The 17,850-nt window shown below is 41.9% G+C and carries 19 protein-coding genes; 4 read left to right on the forward strand and 15 right to left on the reverse strand.

Going from position 1 to position 17,850, the window contains the following annotated elements; all coding sequences use genetic code 11:
• Positions 1-12 precede the first annotated feature (12 nt).
• From AWW72_RS18065 to AWW72_RS18085, 5 genes are all read right to left on the reverse strand, one after another.
• Positions 13-378, reverse strand: a complete 366-nt coding sequence (locus tag AWW72_RS18065; RefSeq protein ID WP_062848235.1) for a GFA family protein — start codon at positions 376-378, stop codon at positions 13-15.
• Between the two features lie 29 nt (positions 379-407).
• Complete coding sequence (locus tag AWW72_RS18070; RefSeq protein WP_502686084.1) at positions 408-1,823, reverse strand: M48 family metalloprotease; 1,416 nt, start codon at positions 1,821-1,823, stop codon at positions 408-410.
• A gap of 162 nt (positions 1,824-1,985) precedes the next feature.
• Positions 1,986-2,564, reverse strand: a complete 579-nt coding sequence (locus AWW72_RS18075) for a 1-acyl-sn-glycerol-3-phosphate acyltransferase (RefSeq protein WP_047428824.1) — start codon at positions 2,562-2,564, stop codon at positions 1,986-1,988.
• A 111-nt stretch (positions 2,565-2,675) separates the two neighbouring features.
• Positions 2,676-3,641, reverse strand: a complete 966-nt coding sequence (locus AWW72_RS18080; RefSeq protein ID WP_062848237.1) for a 2-hydroxyacid dehydrogenase — start codon at positions 3,639-3,641, stop codon at positions 2,676-2,678.
• A 16-nt stretch (positions 3,642-3,657) separates the two neighbouring features.
• Positions 3,658-4,302 carry a hypothetical protein gene (locus AWW72_RS18085; protein ID WP_062848238.1) on the reverse strand — a complete coding sequence of 215 codons (645 nt, stop codon included), beginning with the start codon at positions 4,300-4,302 and terminating at the stop codon, positions 3,658-3,660.
• 280 nt (positions 4,303-4,582) lie between these two features.
• Between AWW72_RS18085 and AWW72_RS18090 the strand changes: the two genes are divergently transcribed.
• Together AWW72_RS18090 and AWW72_RS18095 are read left to right on the forward strand one after the other, a co-directional pair.
• On the forward strand, positions 4,583-5,683 hold the full coding sequence (locus tag AWW72_RS18090) for an MBL fold metallo-hydrolase (RefSeq protein WP_062848239.1): 1,101 nt from the start codon (positions 4,583-4,585) through the stop codon (positions 5,681-5,683).
• Between the two features lie 215 nt (positions 5,684-5,898).
• The gene (locus AWW72_RS18095) at positions 5,899-6,534 is read left to right on the forward strand and encodes an SDR family oxidoreductase (RefSeq protein WP_062848240.1); all 636 of its coding nucleotides are present in this window, start codon (positions 5,899-5,901) and stop codon (positions 6,532-6,534) included.
• A gap of 77 nt (positions 6,535-6,611) precedes the next feature.
• On the opposite strand, the gene AWW72_RS18100 is transcribed toward AWW72_RS18095, so the two are convergent.
• Complete coding sequence (locus tag AWW72_RS18100; RefSeq protein WP_062848241.1) at positions 6,612-7,208, reverse strand: NAD(P)H-dependent oxidoreductase; 597 nt, start codon at positions 7,206-7,208, stop codon at positions 6,612-6,614.
• A gap of 99 nt (positions 7,209-7,307) precedes the next feature.
• Here AWW72_RS18100 and AWW72_RS18105 point away from each other — a divergent pair, with 99 nt between their 5' ends.
• Positions 7,308-8,219, forward strand: coding sequence for a LysR family transcriptional regulator (locus AWW72_RS18105; protein WP_062848242.1), 912 nt, complete (start codon positions 7,308-7,310; stop codon positions 8,217-8,219).
• A gap of 55 nt (positions 8,220-8,274) precedes the next feature.
• On the opposite strand, the gene AWW72_RS18110 is transcribed toward AWW72_RS18105, so the two are convergent.
• From AWW72_RS18110 to AWW72_RS18145, 8 genes are all read right to left on the reverse strand, one after another.
• Entirely contained in the window at positions 8,275-9,201 is a 927-nt protein-coding gene (locus AWW72_RS18110; protein ID WP_062848243.1) for an alpha/beta hydrolase, read from the reverse strand.
• A 237-nt stretch (positions 9,202-9,438) separates the two neighbouring features.
• Positions 9,439-10,335, reverse strand: coding sequence for an AraC family transcriptional regulator (locus AWW72_RS18115; protein ID WP_062848244.1), 897 nt, complete (start codon positions 10,333-10,335; stop codon positions 9,439-9,441).
• Between the two features lie 27 nt (positions 10,336-10,362).
• Positions 10,363-11,520 carry an NADH-dependent flavin oxidoreductase gene (locus AWW72_RS18120; RefSeq protein ID WP_081410401.1) on the reverse strand — a complete coding sequence of 386 codons (1,158 nt, stop codon included), beginning with the start codon at positions 11,518-11,520 and terminating at the stop codon, positions 10,363-10,365.
• A gap of 92 nt (positions 11,521-11,612) precedes the next feature.
• Positions 11,613-12,527, reverse strand: a complete 915-nt coding sequence (locus AWW72_RS18125) for an alpha/beta hydrolase (RefSeq protein WP_004770527.1) — start codon at positions 12,525-12,527, stop codon at positions 11,613-11,615.
• A gap of 122 nt (positions 12,528-12,649) precedes the next feature.
• The gene (locus tag AWW72_RS18130; protein ID WP_062848245.1) at positions 12,650-13,528 is read right to left on the reverse strand and encodes an AraC family transcriptional regulator; all 879 of its coding nucleotides are present in this window, start codon (positions 13,526-13,528) and stop codon (positions 12,650-12,652) included.
• A 57-nt stretch (positions 13,529-13,585) separates the two neighbouring features.
• Complete coding sequence (locus AWW72_RS18135; protein WP_062848246.1) at positions 13,586-14,494, reverse strand: AraC family transcriptional regulator; 909 nt, start codon at positions 14,492-14,494, stop codon at positions 13,586-13,588.
• A 162-nt stretch (positions 14,495-14,656) separates the two neighbouring features.
• Positions 14,657-15,955: a Y-family DNA polymerase gene (locus AWW72_RS18140; RefSeq protein WP_062848247.1), complete on the reverse strand. Its 1,299-nt coding sequence runs from the start codon at positions 15,953-15,955 to the stop codon at positions 14,657-14,659.
• A gap of 4 nt (positions 15,956-15,959) precedes the next feature.
• Positions 15,960-16,571: a LexA family protein gene (locus AWW72_RS18145; RefSeq protein ID WP_062848248.1), complete on the reverse strand. Its 612-nt coding sequence runs from the start codon at positions 16,569-16,571 to the stop codon at positions 15,960-15,962.
• Positions 16,572-16,862: 291 nt separating this feature from the next.
• Here AWW72_RS18145 and AWW72_RS18150 point away from each other — a divergent pair, with 291 nt between their 5' ends.
• Positions 16,863-17,093, forward strand: coding sequence for a hypothetical protein (locus tag AWW72_RS18150; protein ID WP_004770535.1), 231 nt, complete (start codon positions 16,863-16,865; stop codon positions 17,091-17,093).
• A gap of 219 nt (positions 17,094-17,312) precedes the next feature.
• Here AWW72_RS18150 and AWW72_RS18155 read toward each other — a convergent pair whose 3' ends face one another.
• The gene (locus AWW72_RS18155; RefSeq protein WP_004770538.1) at positions 17,313-17,540 is read right to left on the reverse strand and encodes a hypothetical protein; all 228 of its coding nucleotides are present in this window, start codon (positions 17,538-17,540) and stop codon (positions 17,313-17,315) included.
• Positions 17,541-17,850 lie beyond the last annotated feature (310 nt).

Consider the following 17,850-nt stretch of genomic DNA (forward strand, 5'->3'; position numbering starts at 1 on the left):
ACGCCCGCCATCTTATCTCAATTCAATAAAATTTGGTTTATGCTCCAGAAAAAATTCTTGTTTAGGAGCAGGTAATTCACCTTCAGTCACCGTACCCAAACGTAAACGAATAATATTCGGCAAATCTGTACGATAGGAATAAAGTGGACTGGCACAGTTTTGACAAAATACACGTGCCTTGTTGGACGTATGAAAATACTCTTTCAGTTGCTCACGCCCAGAAATCAGCTCGAATTTACTCTGCTCAAGTGGACTATTCCAACCTGCTATTGAACCTTGTGCCTGCTGGCAATGAATGCAATAGCACAAGATGCTGTTTTCAATTTCCCCATAATATTGATACTGTACAGCACCACACAAACATTGCCCTTTAATCATTTTATTTTCCTGAATTTTTTAAACTGGTTTTAGATTTTCATACGCCGTTCATCTTGCATTTGTTTTAGGCGTGACTCGATTTTGGCCGACATTGCCAAATTACCTTTTGCTAAACGCTGGGCATGTAGCATCGATTTAATCGCATTTTCCTCATATCCCGACCAATACTCAGCTTCTGCACGATAGCACAATACATTAATTGCCTGTAGAGATGAGCTTTTATCCAGATTGGTGGCACGTTGTAATAATTGCCAGCCTTCAATATCTCTTTGGTTTTTATGAATAAAACGTTGCACTAGACTTTGTGCCTGAGCAATTTGCCCCTGTCGAATCAAGACTTCTGTCAGCTTATAGGACAATGCCCGATTTTCAGGCATGGTTCTTTGTACCGAACTAATGCTACTGCTGGCTTGCTCAATTTTATTTTGACCTAAATAAATATCTGTCTGAATCAAAGGGATCAGAACGTGATTCTTCAATTTTTGTTTTACCAGATCCAGATTTTGCTGCGCCTGCGTATAATCACCGCGCTCTAGATAAAACTTGCTGAGCGCAAGTTGCGCTGCGGTATTGTTCTGGTTGGCCAATGCCTGTAACTGGATTTCTGTAGCCTGATTGGAAACAACAGAGGTGTACAGTTTCAAAATTTCAAAATCAATGTCATATATTTTTGATTTAACTTTAGGCAATTGATTGGCACGCAAACGCGCCTCACTCATACGTTCTGTGGTTAACGGGTGGGTATACCAGAAATCGGGCAAGAAACTCACTCGGCTGGTCGCCCGATGCATGGTTTCAAAATAATCCGCCATACTTTGTGGGTTATAGCCAGCAGCATACATAAATTGCATGCCAATACGATCCGCTTCACGTTCCTGATTACGGCTATAACTGAGCTGCTTGTCCATTAATGCTGCTTGTGTTCCAAGCATCACTGCCGAACCTGCATCGCCATCGGCCTGAGAGGCAATGGCTGCACCGACGATAATCCCTGCCAATGCCAATAAACCCTGCCCTTTGAATGCTTCTTGTGAACGACTGTAATGTCGCTGTGCCACGTGCGCAATTTCATGCGCCATAACGCCAGCAATCTCATCCAGATTTTTTGCAGAAGTAATCAGCCCCGTATTTAAGGCAAATAGTCCACCTGGTACAGCAAAAGCATTAATTTGAGGATCTTTGACAATGACCAGACCAATCGGCTGGCCTAACTGGGTCTGGCTTAAAATGCCTGAGAAAACTTGTAAAAACTGATCTTCTAGCCATGCATCTTGCACAGTTGGCATTTGACGATGCACTTCACGATAAACTTTTTCGCCAATAAATTTTTCTTTTTGTTGGTCGAGTAAACCGATACCGCTGCCAATTTCGGGTACTTCTGTTTGCCCAGCCGTCACCGTAGGTAAAAAGACCTGAGTATGAGTAAGTTGAGTTGTGGCAAACAAGCCACATGCAAGCAGCAACGATCTCAAGTGGTTTCTCTATGATTTTAATAAAGAAATTTAATATAGCATTGAAAAAAGGAGAAATTTGCAACAATGTGTTATAAAAGGCAGAAAAATCCTGCCTTATTTTATGATTTTTGCAAGCGACGCAAATGATTGGGGCTAAATGTAACGTTGATCAACACTGAATTTTTCAGGGAATTTTGCATTAATCTCGGCATAGAACGACATGATTTCCGTCATATCTTTTTCATAATCCCCTGTCGGATAAACGATTTTTCCCACGCCTGTCTTTTTCTTAGCATAGTCCATATAAGCCAAGGCAATGGGTACACCTGCAGTAATCGCGACATGATAGAAACCAGTTTTCCACTGTTCCTGTTTTGCTCGCGTTCCTTCTGGTGTCACCAACATGACTAATTTAGGATGTGTTTTAAATAGGTTGCTCATGAGCTGAACCATACTTGGACGTTCCTGACCTTCCAGCTTCACACTACGATCAATGCCGATTCCACCCATCGCCCGTACAAAAGGGCCAAATGGAAACTTCATATAGCTATCTTTGATGGTGATACGCACATTAACACCGAGCGCTTTCAAGGCCAAACGTGCATAAAGCGCATCCCAATTGCTGGTGTGCGGAGCAGCAATCATGACACATTGGTCAATATTCAGATCCCAATGATTGTCAATTTCCCAGCCCATTAAACCTAAACTTTGTTCAGCTAATTTCTCAAACACCAGACGCCCCAAGATGAAGTCATAAAGGGCGCAAGTGTAGCAATATTCACCAGTTTAAAAAGATCGACTCGTGCAATAATGCAGCAATCAAATGCTCAGCATTGTAAGCAATTATTCGAATTTTGGATTGACCAGATAACGCGGCGTCCGATCTTCTAGAGCCTCAATCAGGTTTTGATAAGCAAGATTTACCATCTTCTTGCGTGTTTCGGCTGTTGCTGAGCCTAGATGTGGTACAGTCACAGCATTGGGTAATTCGAATAAAGGAGAGCTTTGCAAAGGTTCTTTGGTATAAACATCCAGCCCCGCTGCAAAGATTTTGTTTTGCTGTAATGCGTCAATCAATGCATTTTCATCGACCACTGAACCACGGGCAATATTGACGAATACTGCATGTTTCTGCATGAGATCAAACTCTGCTGCGCCAATCAGCGCTTTCGATTCAGTATTTAAATCAACGGCGACTACGATAAAATCAGACTGTGCAAGCAGTTGATCAAGCTCTCGATATTGGGCATTGAAGGCTTGTGCAACTTCAATTTTTTCACGGCGGTTATGGTACAAAATATTCATATTGAAACCATAAAAACCACGACGGGCAATGGCAGCGCCAATATTTCCCAGACCAATAATACCTAAGGTTTTTCCAAAAACATCGACACCAAACTGCTCAGTCGATACGGTACGTTTCCATTGCCCCTGTTTGGTCCATGCATCCAGATATGGAATTTGACGCGCTGCACTGAGCAATAATGTAAAAGCAAGATCGGCCGTTGTTTCAGTCAATACATGTGGTGTATTGGCCAACCATATTTTTCTTTGATTCAGATAATTTACATCGTAGTTGTCGTAACCTACCGAAACGGTAGAAATCACTTTTAGTTTTTGTGCTGGCGCTAAATTGCTTTCATTCAGTAAGCGCCCTGCACCAATCATGGCATCGGCATCGACTACTTCAGTTCGGATTTGTTCATTGATATCACCAAGCTTGGGATTCAGTACCACCACCTGATAATCTTGCTGTAACTGCGCTATAACGTCTTGGTCTATTTGGCTAAATACAACGACTTTCTTCATTATTAAATTCCGCTCTTTATTGCATGAGCTGCCACAACCGTCGTTTTAATAAAGGTTGAGCCAGCATTTCTTCCAAACTCGCTAAATGTAATATATTAGAATGCTGAATAAAGTCCAGTTGACCTAAGCATAATATTTTTTTACTGGTGGCTGTCGCGTCCAGAAAACCTTGAATATATGAAGACAATCCTCGGCTTTCCTGAAAAGCAGCCAATGGAAATGGCCATTTCAACTCGGCATATTGTCCCAGTCTGGCCTTTTGAATATTTTGCCATAACTGGCGTTGTGCATCGTTTAACTGACTGCTTTCTAATAAAATAGCGCAGTTTTCCAAGACATACATTTGCAATTCAAATGCTGGAATCTGGGCGGTAATCACGATCTGTTCTTTTTCAACAACCGCTTCTTTAACCACAGCTTCTGCAACAACTTTTGCTTGTTGAGGACGTTCAATTTCTGTGACTGGTGCTGTCTGTGGAGTGACTTGGATGTCTTGCGCAACAGGTGCAGTCTCAAAGGTAAGCACAGGTGCTTGTTGAACTTCTTCAACCACTTGATCTCGCCAGAGGCTGGCTGCAGTATTTTTTTGACATACGACTTCCCTAGGAATCCAGACATCTATTCCTAAAGTTGCTAATACGTTTCTCTGCTGCCCGATCATCTTACCTACTCATTGTCTACACTTACAGTCATTTTCAATACTGTAACGCCCGATAGTCTAACATAAACCAACCTCCTCGAAATGGCTTCCTTTTGCTCAATCACGCCATTACATCTTCAGTCTCATACAGAAAAGACGCATCTCATTCATTTAGGCAAATATTCAATAAAAATAGGCAACCTTTCATTCGTCGGCTTTTAGATAATATTTCATCATTTTGTCGCTTTGACTTTTTATTACTGTTGTATCGAATGCTCAAATGAAAAGGTTGACTCCATTTATGCTTATTCTTTTTGCGATCGCTGTGGTGCTGCTTATTGTGAGCAGTTTCATCTATACGCAACAACCCTTATTTGGTAAAAGCCCTTCTGGCGAACGCTTGCAATTGATTGAAAGTTCTCCCAATTATCGCCAAGGCCAGTTTCGTAATTTAATTGAAAAATCGGGGATGAGTGAAGGTTCCAGTATTGTGGTCGAACTTTATAAGACCTTTATCAAAACCATTCCACATCGTAATCCAATTGACCCTATTCCTTCGATTAAGACCAATTTAAAAACACTGGATCCACAACAAGATGTGATGGTCTGGTTTGGGCATTCGTCTGTATTCATGCAGCTGCATGGCAAAAAGTTTCTGATTGATCCAGTCATGAGTGGCAAAGCCTCGCCTTTTCCTTGGGGCACACGCGCCTATAAAGGAACGGATATCTATCAGGTTGAGGATTTACCCGATATTGATTATTTACTGATTTCGCATGATCACTATGACCATCTGGACTATGACACCATTGTTAAACTCAAAGACAAGGTCAAATATGTCATTACAGGTCTGGGTGTAGGTGAACATTTCGAATATTGGGGTTATTCGCGTGACAAGCTGATTGAAAGAGACTGGGGAGATAAAATTGAGTTCGATGATGGCATCCGTATTATCACTGAAACGACCCACCATGACTCAAGACGAGCTTTTGACGGCGGTAAAAACCTTTGGGTGTCCTTTGTGATCCAATCGCCTGATAAAAATATTTTCTATACGGGCGATGGTGGATATGACCAGCACTTTGCAGAAATTGGCAGGAAATACGGGCCATTTGATTGGGCCTTAATGGAAAATGGTCAATACGATCCAGCTTGGCGCTCAGTCCATTGTCATCCGGATGAAGTGGCTCAAGCCACAGAAGAACTGAATGCACGCAATATGATTCCTGTACATCATTCAAAATTCAGTTTGGCCAAACATGCATGGAATGAACCGATTACCCGTATTGTCGAATATTCGAGAACACGCAATTATCGCCTTGCGACGCCGATGATTGGTGAACTGATTGAACTCGATAATGAACAGCAAGTCTTTCAACAATGGTGGAAAAATATTCGTTAACTGAACCTGTCTCATCCAGCCTCATTTCCATGAGGCTTTTTTATTTCCCCCTATCACAGACATTTTCACAGCTTCGTCAGATTAGGCAAACAACCCTGCATTTCAGGTGATTCTCCCGTTTAACTTTAAGCTTAAATAGAACCATCAACACTCAAGAAGATGAGTCATAAATACCTATTTTCTTGGAAAATTATTTATATCGTTGGGAGTCCAAAATGAAACATGTGTTAATACTAGGCGCAGCAGGACAAATTGCTAAATGGGCGATTGAGCTGCTGGCAAATGAGCCTGACCTCACACAAACACTCTTGGTTCGTGATGCAAAAAAATTAGGTTCGGATTTACCTGAAAATGCCAAGCTTATTGAGGCAGATGTGTTGGATCTGGAACAGCTAAAGCAGGCGATGCAAGGACAAGATATTGTCTATGCAAATCTGGCGGGTGAATTAGAAACGCAAACACAGAATATTATCACTGCAATGCATGCGACAGGTGTAAAACGTATTATTTTGATCAATTCATTAGGAATTTATGATGAAGTCAAAGGCAAATTCGGTGAATGGAATAACAAGGAAATTGGTATTTATCTTGGTCCGTATCGTAGAGCAGCAGATTTATTAGAAACTTCTGATCTGGACTATAGTATTTTACGTGCAGCATGGTTAACGAATGAAGATGAAATTGATTATGAAATAACTGAACGTCATGAAGACTTTAAAGGTACAGTCGTTTCACGTAAAAGTGTAGCTGCACTGGTGGTGAAAATTATCCAGACACCAAGCTTCGCCTCACGACAAAATTTAGGCATCAATAAACCGAACACAGATGCAGATCGCCCCTACTTTATGTAAAGGGGTAAAAAGAAATCGGACAGGCGTTGGAGCATTGTCCGATTCTGCCAAAGGAGCAGCAAAAGGAATAGGAAATTTTAAACTGCGATCTGTTGTGCTTTAAGATGGGCATCTTTTAAAGCATCTGTTCTTAACGCCGCCATATCCAGACCTTCAGCATAGACAAAATCAACCTGATGGATTCCCATCAAGCCTAAAACAGATTGAAGATAAGGTGTTACTGCATCGGTCGCTTGCCCAACATGAATCCCACCGCGACTACTCATCACAATGGCTTTTACCCCTTCCACCAAGCCTTGCGGATAGGTTTCTGTATATCTGAAAGTATGGCGGGCACGAGCAACCAGATCAAACCAGTTTTTCAATTGCGTCGGTACATTCAGGTTGTACATCGGTGCACCGATCAGCAATAGATCAGTTGCCTTAAGCTCAGCAATTAATTCATCCGATAATTGAATAATTTCCTGAATTGGCGCTGCGACATTTTCAGCACCACGTAAGGCGTGGAATATTTCAGCATCCAGTACAGGTAAGTTTAAAGTGGTTAAATCACGAATAATGACTTCATCTTGCACACCATTTTCAGCACGTTGCGTTAAAAATGCATCAATTAAACGATTGGTTTGCGAGTTATCACCCATGATGCTCGATTTTAATACCAACACTTTCGCCATGTTTGTTCTCTATATCTTTGATGTCGCCATCTTACTACTATATTTTATTCACCAGTAGTGATACTATTTCATAAAATTGATTCCAAAAACTCCACAATAATGCAAACAGAACTCAGCACGATTTCAATCTTTGTCGCCGTTGTTGAAGCTGGTAGCTTTTCCAATGCCGCAGAACAATTACATCTGACCCGTTCAGCGGTCAGCAAAAGCATTGCCCGTCTGGAAGATCGTCTTGGTGTCTCTTTATTTAAACGCACCACCCGCACATTAAGCTTAACTGCTGAAGGCACCTTATTTTATGAACACAGTCGTCGGGCCTTAACAGAAATCACCACAGCGGAAACCTTGCTGGATCAAGGTAAAATCAGTGCCACAGGTCTGTTAAGAATTTCAGCCCCTGCACTGTTTGGGCAACTCTATATTGCGCCCTTGATGGTTAACCTTGCGCAACAACATCCAGACTTACAAGTTGAGCTTTCTTTAAATGACCGGACTGTGGACTTGGTTGATGATGGTTTTGATCTGGCCATCCGTATTGGGACATTGCCAGATACCACCCATTTAGTCGCAAGGAAACTTGGGGATCATCGCATGTTACTTTGTGCGACACCTGAATATCTAAAGCGCTCTGGCCCAGTAAATACACTGGACGACCTACAGCAACATACCACCATCGCCTACTCTTATTCGGGACATCTGCAAAAGTGGTATTTACAAGATGAAAATAAACAAGCCTACTCGCTAAAGCCCAAAGCCAAATTTATGCTCAATGATATGCAAGCCATTAAAAAGACGGCTTTATCGCATCATGGCATTGCGTGGTTACCAGACTGGCTCATCCATACCGAACTCCATGACGGTACTTTGCTACAAGTACTGGAAAATTACTCAAGTATGTATTTCCCGATCCATGTGGTATGGCCGAACTCGCCTTATATGCCGCTCAAGACTCGCTTGGCTATTGATGAATTCGTCGACTGCTTACCGCAGCAACTGACCACGCCAATCTAAGCAAGCTGCCATAAAAAAGACAGGATAAACCTGTCTTTTTTGCTTCACGCAAGGATTAAAGGTGTTGTTTAAAAAACGGAATGACTTTTTCTAAAGCTTTCGCTACAGACTCTGGCTGATCATACAATTCATAGTGCGATGTATTTTCCAAAACCAAAAGTTCTTTCTGCTTTGAGGCGGCACGATTAAAAATTTCATAGCCATCCCGATAAGCACCAAACGCACCCGGCTTATCTCCAATCACGACCAAAATCGGTTGAGTAAGCAATATTTCTGATAAATGAAATGCATCCCAGCCCAATGCCACACTCATCCGTGAGAACAAAGCACGGGTTGCACCATTCGGCTGTTGCCCTCGTGACGTTTTGTAGTAATCCGTTGCTTCTAAAGGATCAATATCGGTGATCCCTGCTTGTTTACCTGCCTCCACTGAAGCAGGAAGAAAATCATTGACCAAGTGTGCCGCACCACGCGCTTCAGCGGTACGCTGTTGTGCAATAGCATCAAGGCCATCAATTAAAGCCTGCCCTGTACCGCCATAGCCTTCACGCATCATTCGACCAAAATTTACTCCTGTAATTGAGGTAATCGCTTTAAGACGACGTTCAGTTAATGCCGCATTTAGGACATAAGCACCGCCACCACAAACGCCTAATGCACCAATACGATTTTCATCCACGAACTCTTGTGTAACTAGATAATCTACGGCATAGCGAATGTCTTCAACGCGATGATATGGGTTTTCGATAAATCGTGGTTCTCCACCGCTTTCCCCTTGAAAAGAGGCATCCAGCACTAAAACCACAAAACCAGCTTCTACCAAGGCTTGACCATAAATATTGCCTGAGGTTTGTTCTTTGCAGCTTCCGATGGGATGAACGCTGACAATCGCAGGATATTTCTTGCTTCGATCAAAATCATTGGGGAATAAAATATTTGCTGCCGATTCCCATGCCAAATTTTTATATTGAACTGCTTGCATGCTGAGTACCTCACCAGATGATTACGTATAACGAAAATCCGTGTTTTAGACTGGATTTTTGCTTTTCATGCAATGAGTATAGAATTGTAAAACCTGTTTAAATTGCCTATTTTGACGGGATATTTGCCTATTTTATTTATTCATACTGATTCAAAATTTAGTTATGATTTTCAATCAGATATAACAACCAGCGCCACCTAGTACGCTGGCCCCTCATCCTCTCAAGCATTAAACTCTTTAAATCAGTTGTAAGTCCTGAATATCTCTTTGCGGTGCATTACCAAACAATCGTGAATATTCACGGCTAAATTGCGAGGCACTTTCATAACCGACCAATCCAGCCGCATGTCCAACGTCCAGATGTTGATTCAACATCAAATGCCGTGCTTCTTGTAAGCGCAATTGCTTTTGATACTGTAACGGACTCATTCCTGTAATTTCACGGAAATGCTGTCTAAACGTGGAAGGACTCATATAAGCCTGCTCTGCCAGATCATCCATCCGAACTGCCTGCACAAAATTCTGCTTTAACCATGTCACAGCCTTGGCAATCTTCTGACTGACGGAACCCGTCTTGATCAACTGGCGTAAATAAATAGCATTTGCACCAGTGAGCAAACGGATCATGATCTCTTGTTGCAAGATTGGATAAAGCAGTGGCAATAGAACAGGCTCATTCAACAAATTCACTAAGCGCTGAATGGTCTCAAGTAATGCATAATCAATCGTTTGAACACCAAATGAAGGATAAACCTGTTCATTCAGCTTTCCCTGTCCCATCTCGGCAACAATTTCCCGAATCAGTTGTAGATCCAGCTGTAACATCAACCCAAGAAAAGGCTGATGTTTGATACTATTTCGTGTATGACTAATCACAGGAATATCAATTGTGGTCAACATCGACTGTCCAGCGGTATAGGTCAGAATCTGCTGTCCCACAATGATTTGTTTCTCACCCTGTAACACCATGCCTAATCCGAGCTGGTAAATACAATGAGTCGCTTCTGGTTCAGAACGGCGATGCAAGGACAAGGCAGGAATCGCGGTTTGATGATCGCCATCCGTTGTAATGAGCTGGTTGACTGCCTGCACTAGAGCCGTCATCACCTCATTCTGATCTTCATGAAACATCATACTCTCCTGCCTCCACCTAAACACGCCTCAAGCTTGCTTTGCTTTAGCCTGATAGAGCTTGAACCAACCTTCTCGTACCTGTATTTCCTGCCATAAATGATCTGGAATACTCAAATGAGGGACATCAGCAGGATTGAGTTCCACCGTAATTTCGTCATATCGCCCCTGTTGGGCCAGCTCAACCCAGTTCGGATTCATGACTAATGCTTTAGCAATGGCAATGAGTGGTAAACCTAAATCTAAAGCCTGTTCGGCCTGCTGCGGTGTGCGTAACAAACCTGCGGCAATCACAGGAATACGATTCGCAACGCGTTGCAAGACCTGTTGAATGGTCAACTGCTGCTCAAGATTGTGTTTAGGAACAGCGTGTAACACATCGGTTAATGACACATGCAAATAATCAACACCATCGGCAATTAACTGATCGATCAGCGCCAAACTATCGGCAATCTCTAAACCCTTGTCCTCATATTCCTCAACAGAAATACGATATCCCAAAGCAAAAGGACGTTGCGCATGTTCCTGAATAATGCGCTTTACTTCCCGTACAACGGCTAGCGGAAACGTCATCCGCTTCTCTAATGAACCACCCCATACATCGTCACGCTGGTTATACAAAGGCGAAAAGAAATTCTGAATCATAAAGCCATGCGCACCATGCAGTTCAACGCCATCAAATCCAGCCTCTATCGCTCGACGCGTCGCCTCACCAAAATCACGGATTAACTGTAAAACTTCATCATGTGACAATGCGCGACTAGCAAGCTGCTGATGTTTAAATGGGCCTGCGCTAATGGCGACAGCACTGGCGCTCACAATATCGGCATCAGGAATCAGGTCAGGAATGGCTTTGATGCCTGCATGAAAAATCTGCAAGATGGCGGGTGCACCACCACTTTTAGCCGCTTGGGCCAATTGCGCCAGACTTGGTGTGAACCGATCATCAAAACCAGCAAATTCACGGGTAAACCCAAGTCCGCTCTCCTGTACATGTGTACAACCTGTAATCACCAAGCCCACGCCTTTAACACGCTCACGCATGTATTCAAGTTCCTGAGTTGAAATAGTACCGTCATCATTTGCCGACCATGTGGTCATCGGTGCCATAACGATTCGATTACGCAAACTCAATGCTGAAGTTAGTTGAAAGGGCTGGAATAATTTAGAATTCACGGAGGACACCATTATTCATATTGAATTGGGGATTTTTCAGAAGTAGTAAGTTGGCCAGCAACCTGACCAACTCCAAATAGCGAGAATAAAATCAAAAATCAGAATTAAAGATTGGCCTGATAGAATGGAATCAGCTTATCTAGCGCAATCTTGACGGGTTCAGGCTTGTCATATAAGTCGTAATGTGACCAACCTTCAACCACAACCAGTTCTTTATTGGTCGATGCCGCACGATTGATAATTTCAAAACCATCACGATATGCACCAAAACCACCTGGCTTACTTCCCACCACAACCATCAAAGGTTGAGTTAATAAAATTTCTGCCAGATGGAAAGCATCCCAGCCAACAGCAACTGCATTGTGAGAGAACAATGTTTTATTTACGCCATTCGGTTTTTCACCGCGTGCTGTACGGTAATATTCGGTTGCTTCCAAAGGATCAATATCGGCATGATCGGCTTTTGCAGCTTCTACCGTTGGATAGAGACCCTGATCGACTCTAAGCGCTGCGCCTCTGGCCTCAGCCGTTCTTTGTGCTGCAATAGCTTCTAAAAATGCAATCGGATTACCAGCGCTGGCTTCACGCATAACACGACCATAATTTGCGCCTGTAATCGTTCCTACGGCTTTAATCCGGCGTTCGGTCATAGCGGCATTGATCGAGTAACCACCGCCACCACAAATGCCTAAGACACCAATTCGGTTTTCATCGATATAGTCCAGTGTAACCAGATAATCAACCACAACGCGAAAGTCTTCAACACGTAGCGATGGATCTTCAATATAGCGCGGCTCTCCACCACTTTCGCCCTGAAAGCTTGCATCAAATGCAATCACCACAAAACCAGCCTTGGCAAGGGCTTCACCATACACATTCCCCGAGGTTTGTTCTTTGCAACTGCCAATTGGATGTGCACTGATAATGGCTGGATATTTTTTGTTTTGATCAAATGCAGGGGGAAAATATAGATCTGCGGCAATATCCCAATAGGTATTTTTGATTTTAACTGCTTCCATTTCATCACCTCTTGAATGTCGGAAATAGTAAACAAAGAAGTCTTTGCTGATGTGATCAGTTTAGAGACTTGCTACAAATCAAAGTTGCCTATTCTTGAAGATTGTTTGCCTATTTTGAGGATTTAATGCTGTAAATCTTGACGAGGACTGTTGCCGAACAATCGTGAATATTCACGCGTAAATTGTGACTGACTCTCATAACCAACCAGATCAGCAATTTGCTGCACATTCATGGCTTGCGATAAAACTAGCTTTCGAGCCTCCTGTAATCTCAATTGTTTTTGATATTGCAACGGTGTCATACCCGTCACTTGCTTAAAATGATTTCTCAATGTCGCTGCACTGATATTTACCTGTTCGAAAGCAGTTTCTATACAGTTTTCTTGAAGAAAGTTATTTCTTAACCATTGGATTACACTAAAAATATTCTGATCTGAAGCCTTTGCTTTCACCAGATTCCGCAAATAACGCCCATGTTCGCCAACCAGTAAACGGATAATAATTTCTTGCTTTATCAGTGGAGCGAGTTGCTCAACCAGTGTCGGTTGCTCGATCAGTCCGACTAGACGCGTTAACGCATCAACCAAACCATGATCCATAAATTCAATAGAAAATGCAGGAAAATTTTTGAGTTCTATCCTTTCATCCAATGTCTGCACTGTTTCAATAATCAGATTCAGATCCAGTGTGAGCATCATTCCTAAAAACGGTTCATGATAAGAGGCTTGGGTAACGCGACTAATGGCGGGCAAATCAATCGTAGTGAGCATCGTTTGACCAGCGCCATAACGATACACTTTATCGCGGATAAGCACCTCTTTTTGCCCCTGCAACACAATACCCAGACCAAGTCCATAGATACAATGAATGGATTGCTTGGCGGTACGACGATGCAAAGAGAATCCTGAAATTTCCGTCTGGAAATCTTCGATTTGAACCAGCCCATCGACTCTATGTGCTAAACCTTTGACTCGTTCTGATATCTGATCGGACTCATCCATCGCAAAACCTATCCACTTAAATCTCTCAAGTTACAGAGCCTATCCTATATTGAATAGCTATAAGCCTTGTCGCATCCGTTGAATATCCCGCTGGGGCGACTCCCCAAATAAACGACTATATTCACGGCTAAATTGTGAGGCACTTTCATAACCAACCAGCCCCGCTGCCCGTCCTGCATCAACATTCTGATTAAACATCAAATGTCGGGCTTCCTGTAAACGTAGCTGCTTTTGATATTGCAATGGGCTCATGCCAGTCACAGCACGAAAGTGCTGCCTGAAAGTCGAAGGACTCATAAACGCTTTATCCGCCAAATCATCCATACGCATGGGTTGTACATAGTTATGCTTGAGCCAGCTCACCACCTGATGGATTTTATGATGTGCCGAACCTGATTTCACCAATTGCCGTAAATAAATTCCATGCGGACCATTGAGTACCCGCACAATAATTTCTTTCTGAATCAGGGGAACCAGATGAGGAATCATCACTGGTTCATCTAGCACTTTCACCAATCGCAAAAATGCATCCACCAATGCTGCATCGACCGACTCCACGGAAAATGAAGGATGATTCTGCTCTGATTCCATCCATAATTCTTGAGGCATATCAGCAATCACCTGATTCACCATTTGTAAATCAAGTAACAGTAAAACGGCTAAAAAGGGCTTCTGCGGTGAAGCCTGAACAATATGGGAAGTAACGGGCAGATCAATCGTGGTCAGCATACTTTGCCCTTCTGAGCATTGATAGACCTGATCCCCAATAACGACTTGTTTCTGCCCCTGCAAAATTATGCCAATGCCTAGATTATAAATACAATGCGCACTGTCTGTCGGATGTTTGCGACTATGAAATGAAAGCTGTGGAATGTCCGAGACATGGTCGCCCTGCACCTCTGTAAAACGTGCAATTGCGTTAATCAGTTGCTCGGTCGGTATATGTCTTTCTACAGAAGTCGCCATACAAGCTGTTTATCCCAATAAAACGTTAAATCAGAACCAATAATTTGATATTAAAACACTTTAATTTATGAAATGTGCATTGCGTGATATCACTTTCAGCTTAATCAAGCTGGGGGCAAAGAGTATATAAGGATTTGGTAATACCCATTACGATTAAAAATATTATAAAACTCTCAGAACTTCATCCCACTTGGTTAAATAACTGGGAGATTTATGATTCTGGGTCATACTCCATGTCCGTCCATGCGGCGTAATTAACCGACCTAACGTCATGGCATCCCGACCAAATTTCTTATTGATTTCATCAAAGGCCAGTGACAGGTTCCGTCGGGCAATCAGCTCATCCGTATCGTGGAACAGATCAACTGAGTGACTACGTTGCGGAATAATATCCAGTAAAATCACTTCGGCTTTTTTATAGCGGTGTCCTGCCTGATAAATACGGTCCAGACCTTGTTGCACGGCTTTCGTGATCTCAAGTCGATCATCACTATAATCCGCCAGATACACCACCGTAAACGGACGATAGTAATTTTCTTTATTAAAGCGATTGGTACGGATACTCACCCCGACCGCTTTACAGAGTAAGTTCTGTTGCCTCAGCCGCTCTACCGCACGTAAGGTAAATTCAGTTAAAGCTCCGCTTAGGCTATTCTTATCTTCAATCGGCTGACCAAAAGAACGGCTACTCAATACTTGCTGACGATCAGCGATCACATCTTCAATTTCCAGACAGGCCATACCCTGTAATTCTTTCACCGTATTTTCCATCACCACTGAAAAATACTTTCCCATCATTTTGGGATCAGCTTGTACCAAATCCATAACCGAGTAGATATTCATTTTTTCCAGACGTTGCCGAATCTTGCGACCCACGCCCCAAACTTCACCAGCAGGCATGTTTCCCAGCAAGCTCTCAATCACACAGGGATCTTCATCCACCATATTACAGACACCGTTAAAACTGGCATGATTCTTGGCTAAATTATTGGCAAGTTTCGCCTGCGTTTTGGAATAGCCAATACCAATACAACATGGAATACCCAACCATTTTTTGATTGTGTCTATAATCTGTTGGGCATATTCACTTAAATCATAACAATGTTGATAGGCCGTCAATTCCAGAAAACTTTCATCTATCGAATAGATTTCCTGCTCACAAGGATCAACGAAATTCCCCAATATATTCATGAAACGGCGTGATATTTCCGCATATAAGGCATAATTACTGGAAAACACCTCAACCTGATGTTGCCGGATAATGTCCTCAATCTGAAATACGGGTGCAGCCATTTTGATACCGAGTTTTTTGGCTTCATAAGAACGAGAAACTACACAACCATCGTTATTGGACAGCACCACCACAGGACGATTTTCTAACTTTGGATTGAACACGCGCTCACAACTGACATAGCAGTTATTCACATCAATCAAGGCAAAAATACGTTGTGGCAGACTCATCGGCTTATCTCATCGGTTTCAGGTTGTAAGTCACAACGCCCCAGATCAGTAGCTCTTGGCCTTCGCTAATATAAATATCCTGATAGTCAGGATTCTCGGCTTTTAACCAGACTTTTGGTGGATTGAAATGATGATCAATCATTAAACGTTTTACGGTAAAGTCATTGTCAATTAAGGCGATAACGATATCACCCGATTTGGCAGATAGGCTACGATCCACTACGAGAGGATCATCAACATCAATGCCCGCATCCAGCATTGAAAGCGAATTTGCCTTGACGATAAAAGTAGAGTTTTCATTACGAATTAAAAACTGATTTAAATCCAGTGCTTGTTCAATATGATCCTGAGCAGGCGATGGAAAACCCGCTGCAACACGTTCCGTTGCAAGCGGAATATGGTAAAGTCGATCATTATTGGCTTGTACATTTTGTATTTTCAATGAGGAGGTCAAATCAGAACGTGAGCCTGTTTTGACATTATTTCGTAACCAGTTTTTGATGAAATCAACCTGAGACTCAGGTACACGAATCACTTTGGTTGGTTCACTGAACTGGGCCTTTCGTCCAGCATTGGCTCTGGCACCGCCATGTTCAAATTCCGTTTTTTTGGTCATATCCCCCCCTTACCCAAGTCTAAAATGCGTTTAAATAATTTAACTTGAAAAAGTTACAAATTCAAGTTGACGGCCAATTAATTTTGCATAACAATAAATCCCATAGATCAGATTTTGGCTTGTTTAACTTAGACAAGGATGTGAAACAAAGCAAATTAATGATTTGAATGAATAACTTATGATTTTTAAAGATTGTCTTAAAAGAGTAAGTTATTGATCTGATTCATAAATATTTCTGATCTTTCAGCAGTTAGGTTTTATTCAAATATTTTTGATGTGGAGACATGAAAAATGAACAATCAACGTGATGCTATTTTAGGTTATGCAGACGAACAACATGCATATTTTATTCGTCTGATTGAAAACAATACCGTACTTGGCAATAGCTATGGGCTCTTTTGTGAAAGTCCAGACAGTGAAAGTGCCGAGAGTATTATGACCACACTTTTCCTCAAGAAATCCTTCTGGTTAAATGGTTCAGAATTTAATGATATCGTGAAAGGCCTCAACCCAATTACTTGATCAAGAACACCCTGAAAATGATATTTGATTTAGAAAGAGCTTGGACTCCGCACGTCAACCCGCCAGCTCTTTAAATCATCTCCCGTGCAGTACCCGAGATATTGATAGAATAAAAATAATTGATGAAGAAAAAGATATTTTTTATGATCGGCAACAACAGAACCCACTTATTTTAATGCTAAGTGGGTTTTCTATAACAGAAATTGAACTTTATTGAATTTAAACGAATCTTTTATCGTCCACAGGTGCAACGAGTTTATAGATTTTTCCATCTGCTTCACTTTCAAACAGCCAATCTATATTTGGATGAATAATATGCCCTTCAACTTCGATATGTTCGACACGTTTAAAAAACGGAATATCCTGATCTTCGAGGTCATTTAACTGGGCCACGACAATAGACTCATTTTCTTCTTGATCTTTTACGATGACTGTAATCTTATCCATAACAGTTCTCCCAATAATCTTGTTCATAGGACTATGGGAAATTTTCTATAAATTGTCGATCAAATGGTTGTAACAAGAGTTATAAGTATTATAGTTTTATTCTTTAAAGCGCTAAGTCATTGAAATTCACTCTAAAATCATGGTTTTTGTTAATATTGAATTAACCATCGGGTTACAATGAAGGGAGGAAACGTTTCAAAATAATTCCAAGCACAATGTAATCACTTAGATATCGATATTTCGCTTTATCGCGTTTTGAAGCCTCAAATCTTAGATCCAAACTTGCCTGATCAAATCCCTTTGATACCTG

Source organism: Acinetobacter sp. NRRL B-65365 (assembly GCF_001605865.1).
Taxonomy (GTDB): domain Bacteria; phylum Pseudomonadota; class Gammaproteobacteria; order Pseudomonadales; family Moraxellaceae; genus Acinetobacter; species Acinetobacter vivianii.

What these genes read in the sequence shown, in the direction of transcription:
- AWW72_RS18065 (WP_062848235.1), bottom strand. Translation starts at nt 378, where the DNA reads ATGATTAAAGGGCAATGTTTGTGTGGTGCTGTACAGTATCAATATTAT.
- AWW72_RS18080 (WP_062848237.1), bottom strand. Translation starts at nt 3,641, where the DNA reads ATGAAGAAAGTCGTTGTATTTAGCCAAATAGACCAAGACGTTATAGCG.
- AWW72_RS18085 (WP_062848238.1), bottom strand. Translation starts at nt 4,302, where the DNA reads ATGATCGGGCAGCAGAGAAACGTATTAGCAACTTTAGGAATAGATGTC.
- AWW72_RS18090 (WP_062848239.1), top strand. Translation starts at nt 4,583, where the DNA reads ATGCTTATTCTTTTTGCGATCGCTGTGGTGCTGCTTATTGTGAGCAGT.
- AWW72_RS18095 (WP_062848240.1), top strand. Translation starts at nt 5,899, where the DNA reads ATGAAACATGTGTTAATACTAGGCGCAGCAGGACAAATTGCTAAATGG.
- AWW72_RS18100 (WP_062848241.1), bottom strand. Translation starts at nt 7,208, where the DNA reads ATGGCGAAAGTGTTGGTATTAAAATCGAGCATCATGGGTGATAACTCG.
- AWW72_RS18105 (WP_062848242.1), top strand. Translation starts at nt 7,308, where the DNA reads ATGCAAACAGAACTCAGCACGATTTCAATCTTTGTCGCCGTTGTTGAA.
- AWW72_RS18110 (WP_062848243.1), bottom strand. Translation starts at nt 9,201, where the DNA reads ATGCAAGCAGTTCAATATAAAAATTTGGCATGGGAATCGGCAGCAAAT.
- AWW72_RS18115 (WP_062848244.1), bottom strand. Translation starts at nt 10,335, where the DNA reads ATGATGTTTCATGAAGATCAGAATGAGGTGATGACGGCTCTAGTGCAG.
- AWW72_RS18120 (WP_081410401.1), bottom strand. Translation starts at nt 11,520, where the DNA reads ATGGTGTCCTCCGTGAATTCTAAATTATTCCAGCCCTTTCAACTAACT.
- AWW72_RS18125 (WP_004770527.1), bottom strand. Translation starts at nt 12,527, where the DNA reads ATGGAAGCAGTTAAAATCAAAAATACCTATTGGGATATTGCCGCAGAT.
- AWW72_RS18130 (WP_062848245.1), bottom strand. Translation starts at nt 13,528, where the DNA reads ATGGATGAGTCCGATCAGATATCAGAACGAGTCAAAGGTTTAGCACAT.
- AWW72_RS18135 (WP_062848246.1), bottom strand. Translation starts at nt 14,494, where the DNA reads ATGGCGACTTCTGTAGAAAGACATATACCGACCGAGCAACTGATTAAC.
- AWW72_RS18140 (WP_062848247.1), bottom strand. Translation starts at nt 15,955, where the DNA reads ATGAGTCTGCCACAACGTATTTTTGCCTTGATTGATGTGAATAACTGC.
- AWW72_RS18145 (WP_062848248.1), bottom strand. Translation starts at nt 16,571, where the DNA reads ATGACCAAAAAAACGGAATTTGAACATGGCGGTGCCAGAGCCAATGCT.
- AWW72_RS18150 (WP_004770535.1), top strand. Translation starts at nt 16,863, where the DNA reads ATGAACAATCAACGTGATGCTATTTTAGGTTATGCAGACGAACAACAT.
- AWW72_RS18155 (WP_004770538.1), bottom strand. Translation starts at nt 17,540, where the DNA reads ATGGATAAGATTACAGTCATCGTAAAAGATCAAGAAGAAAATGAGTCT.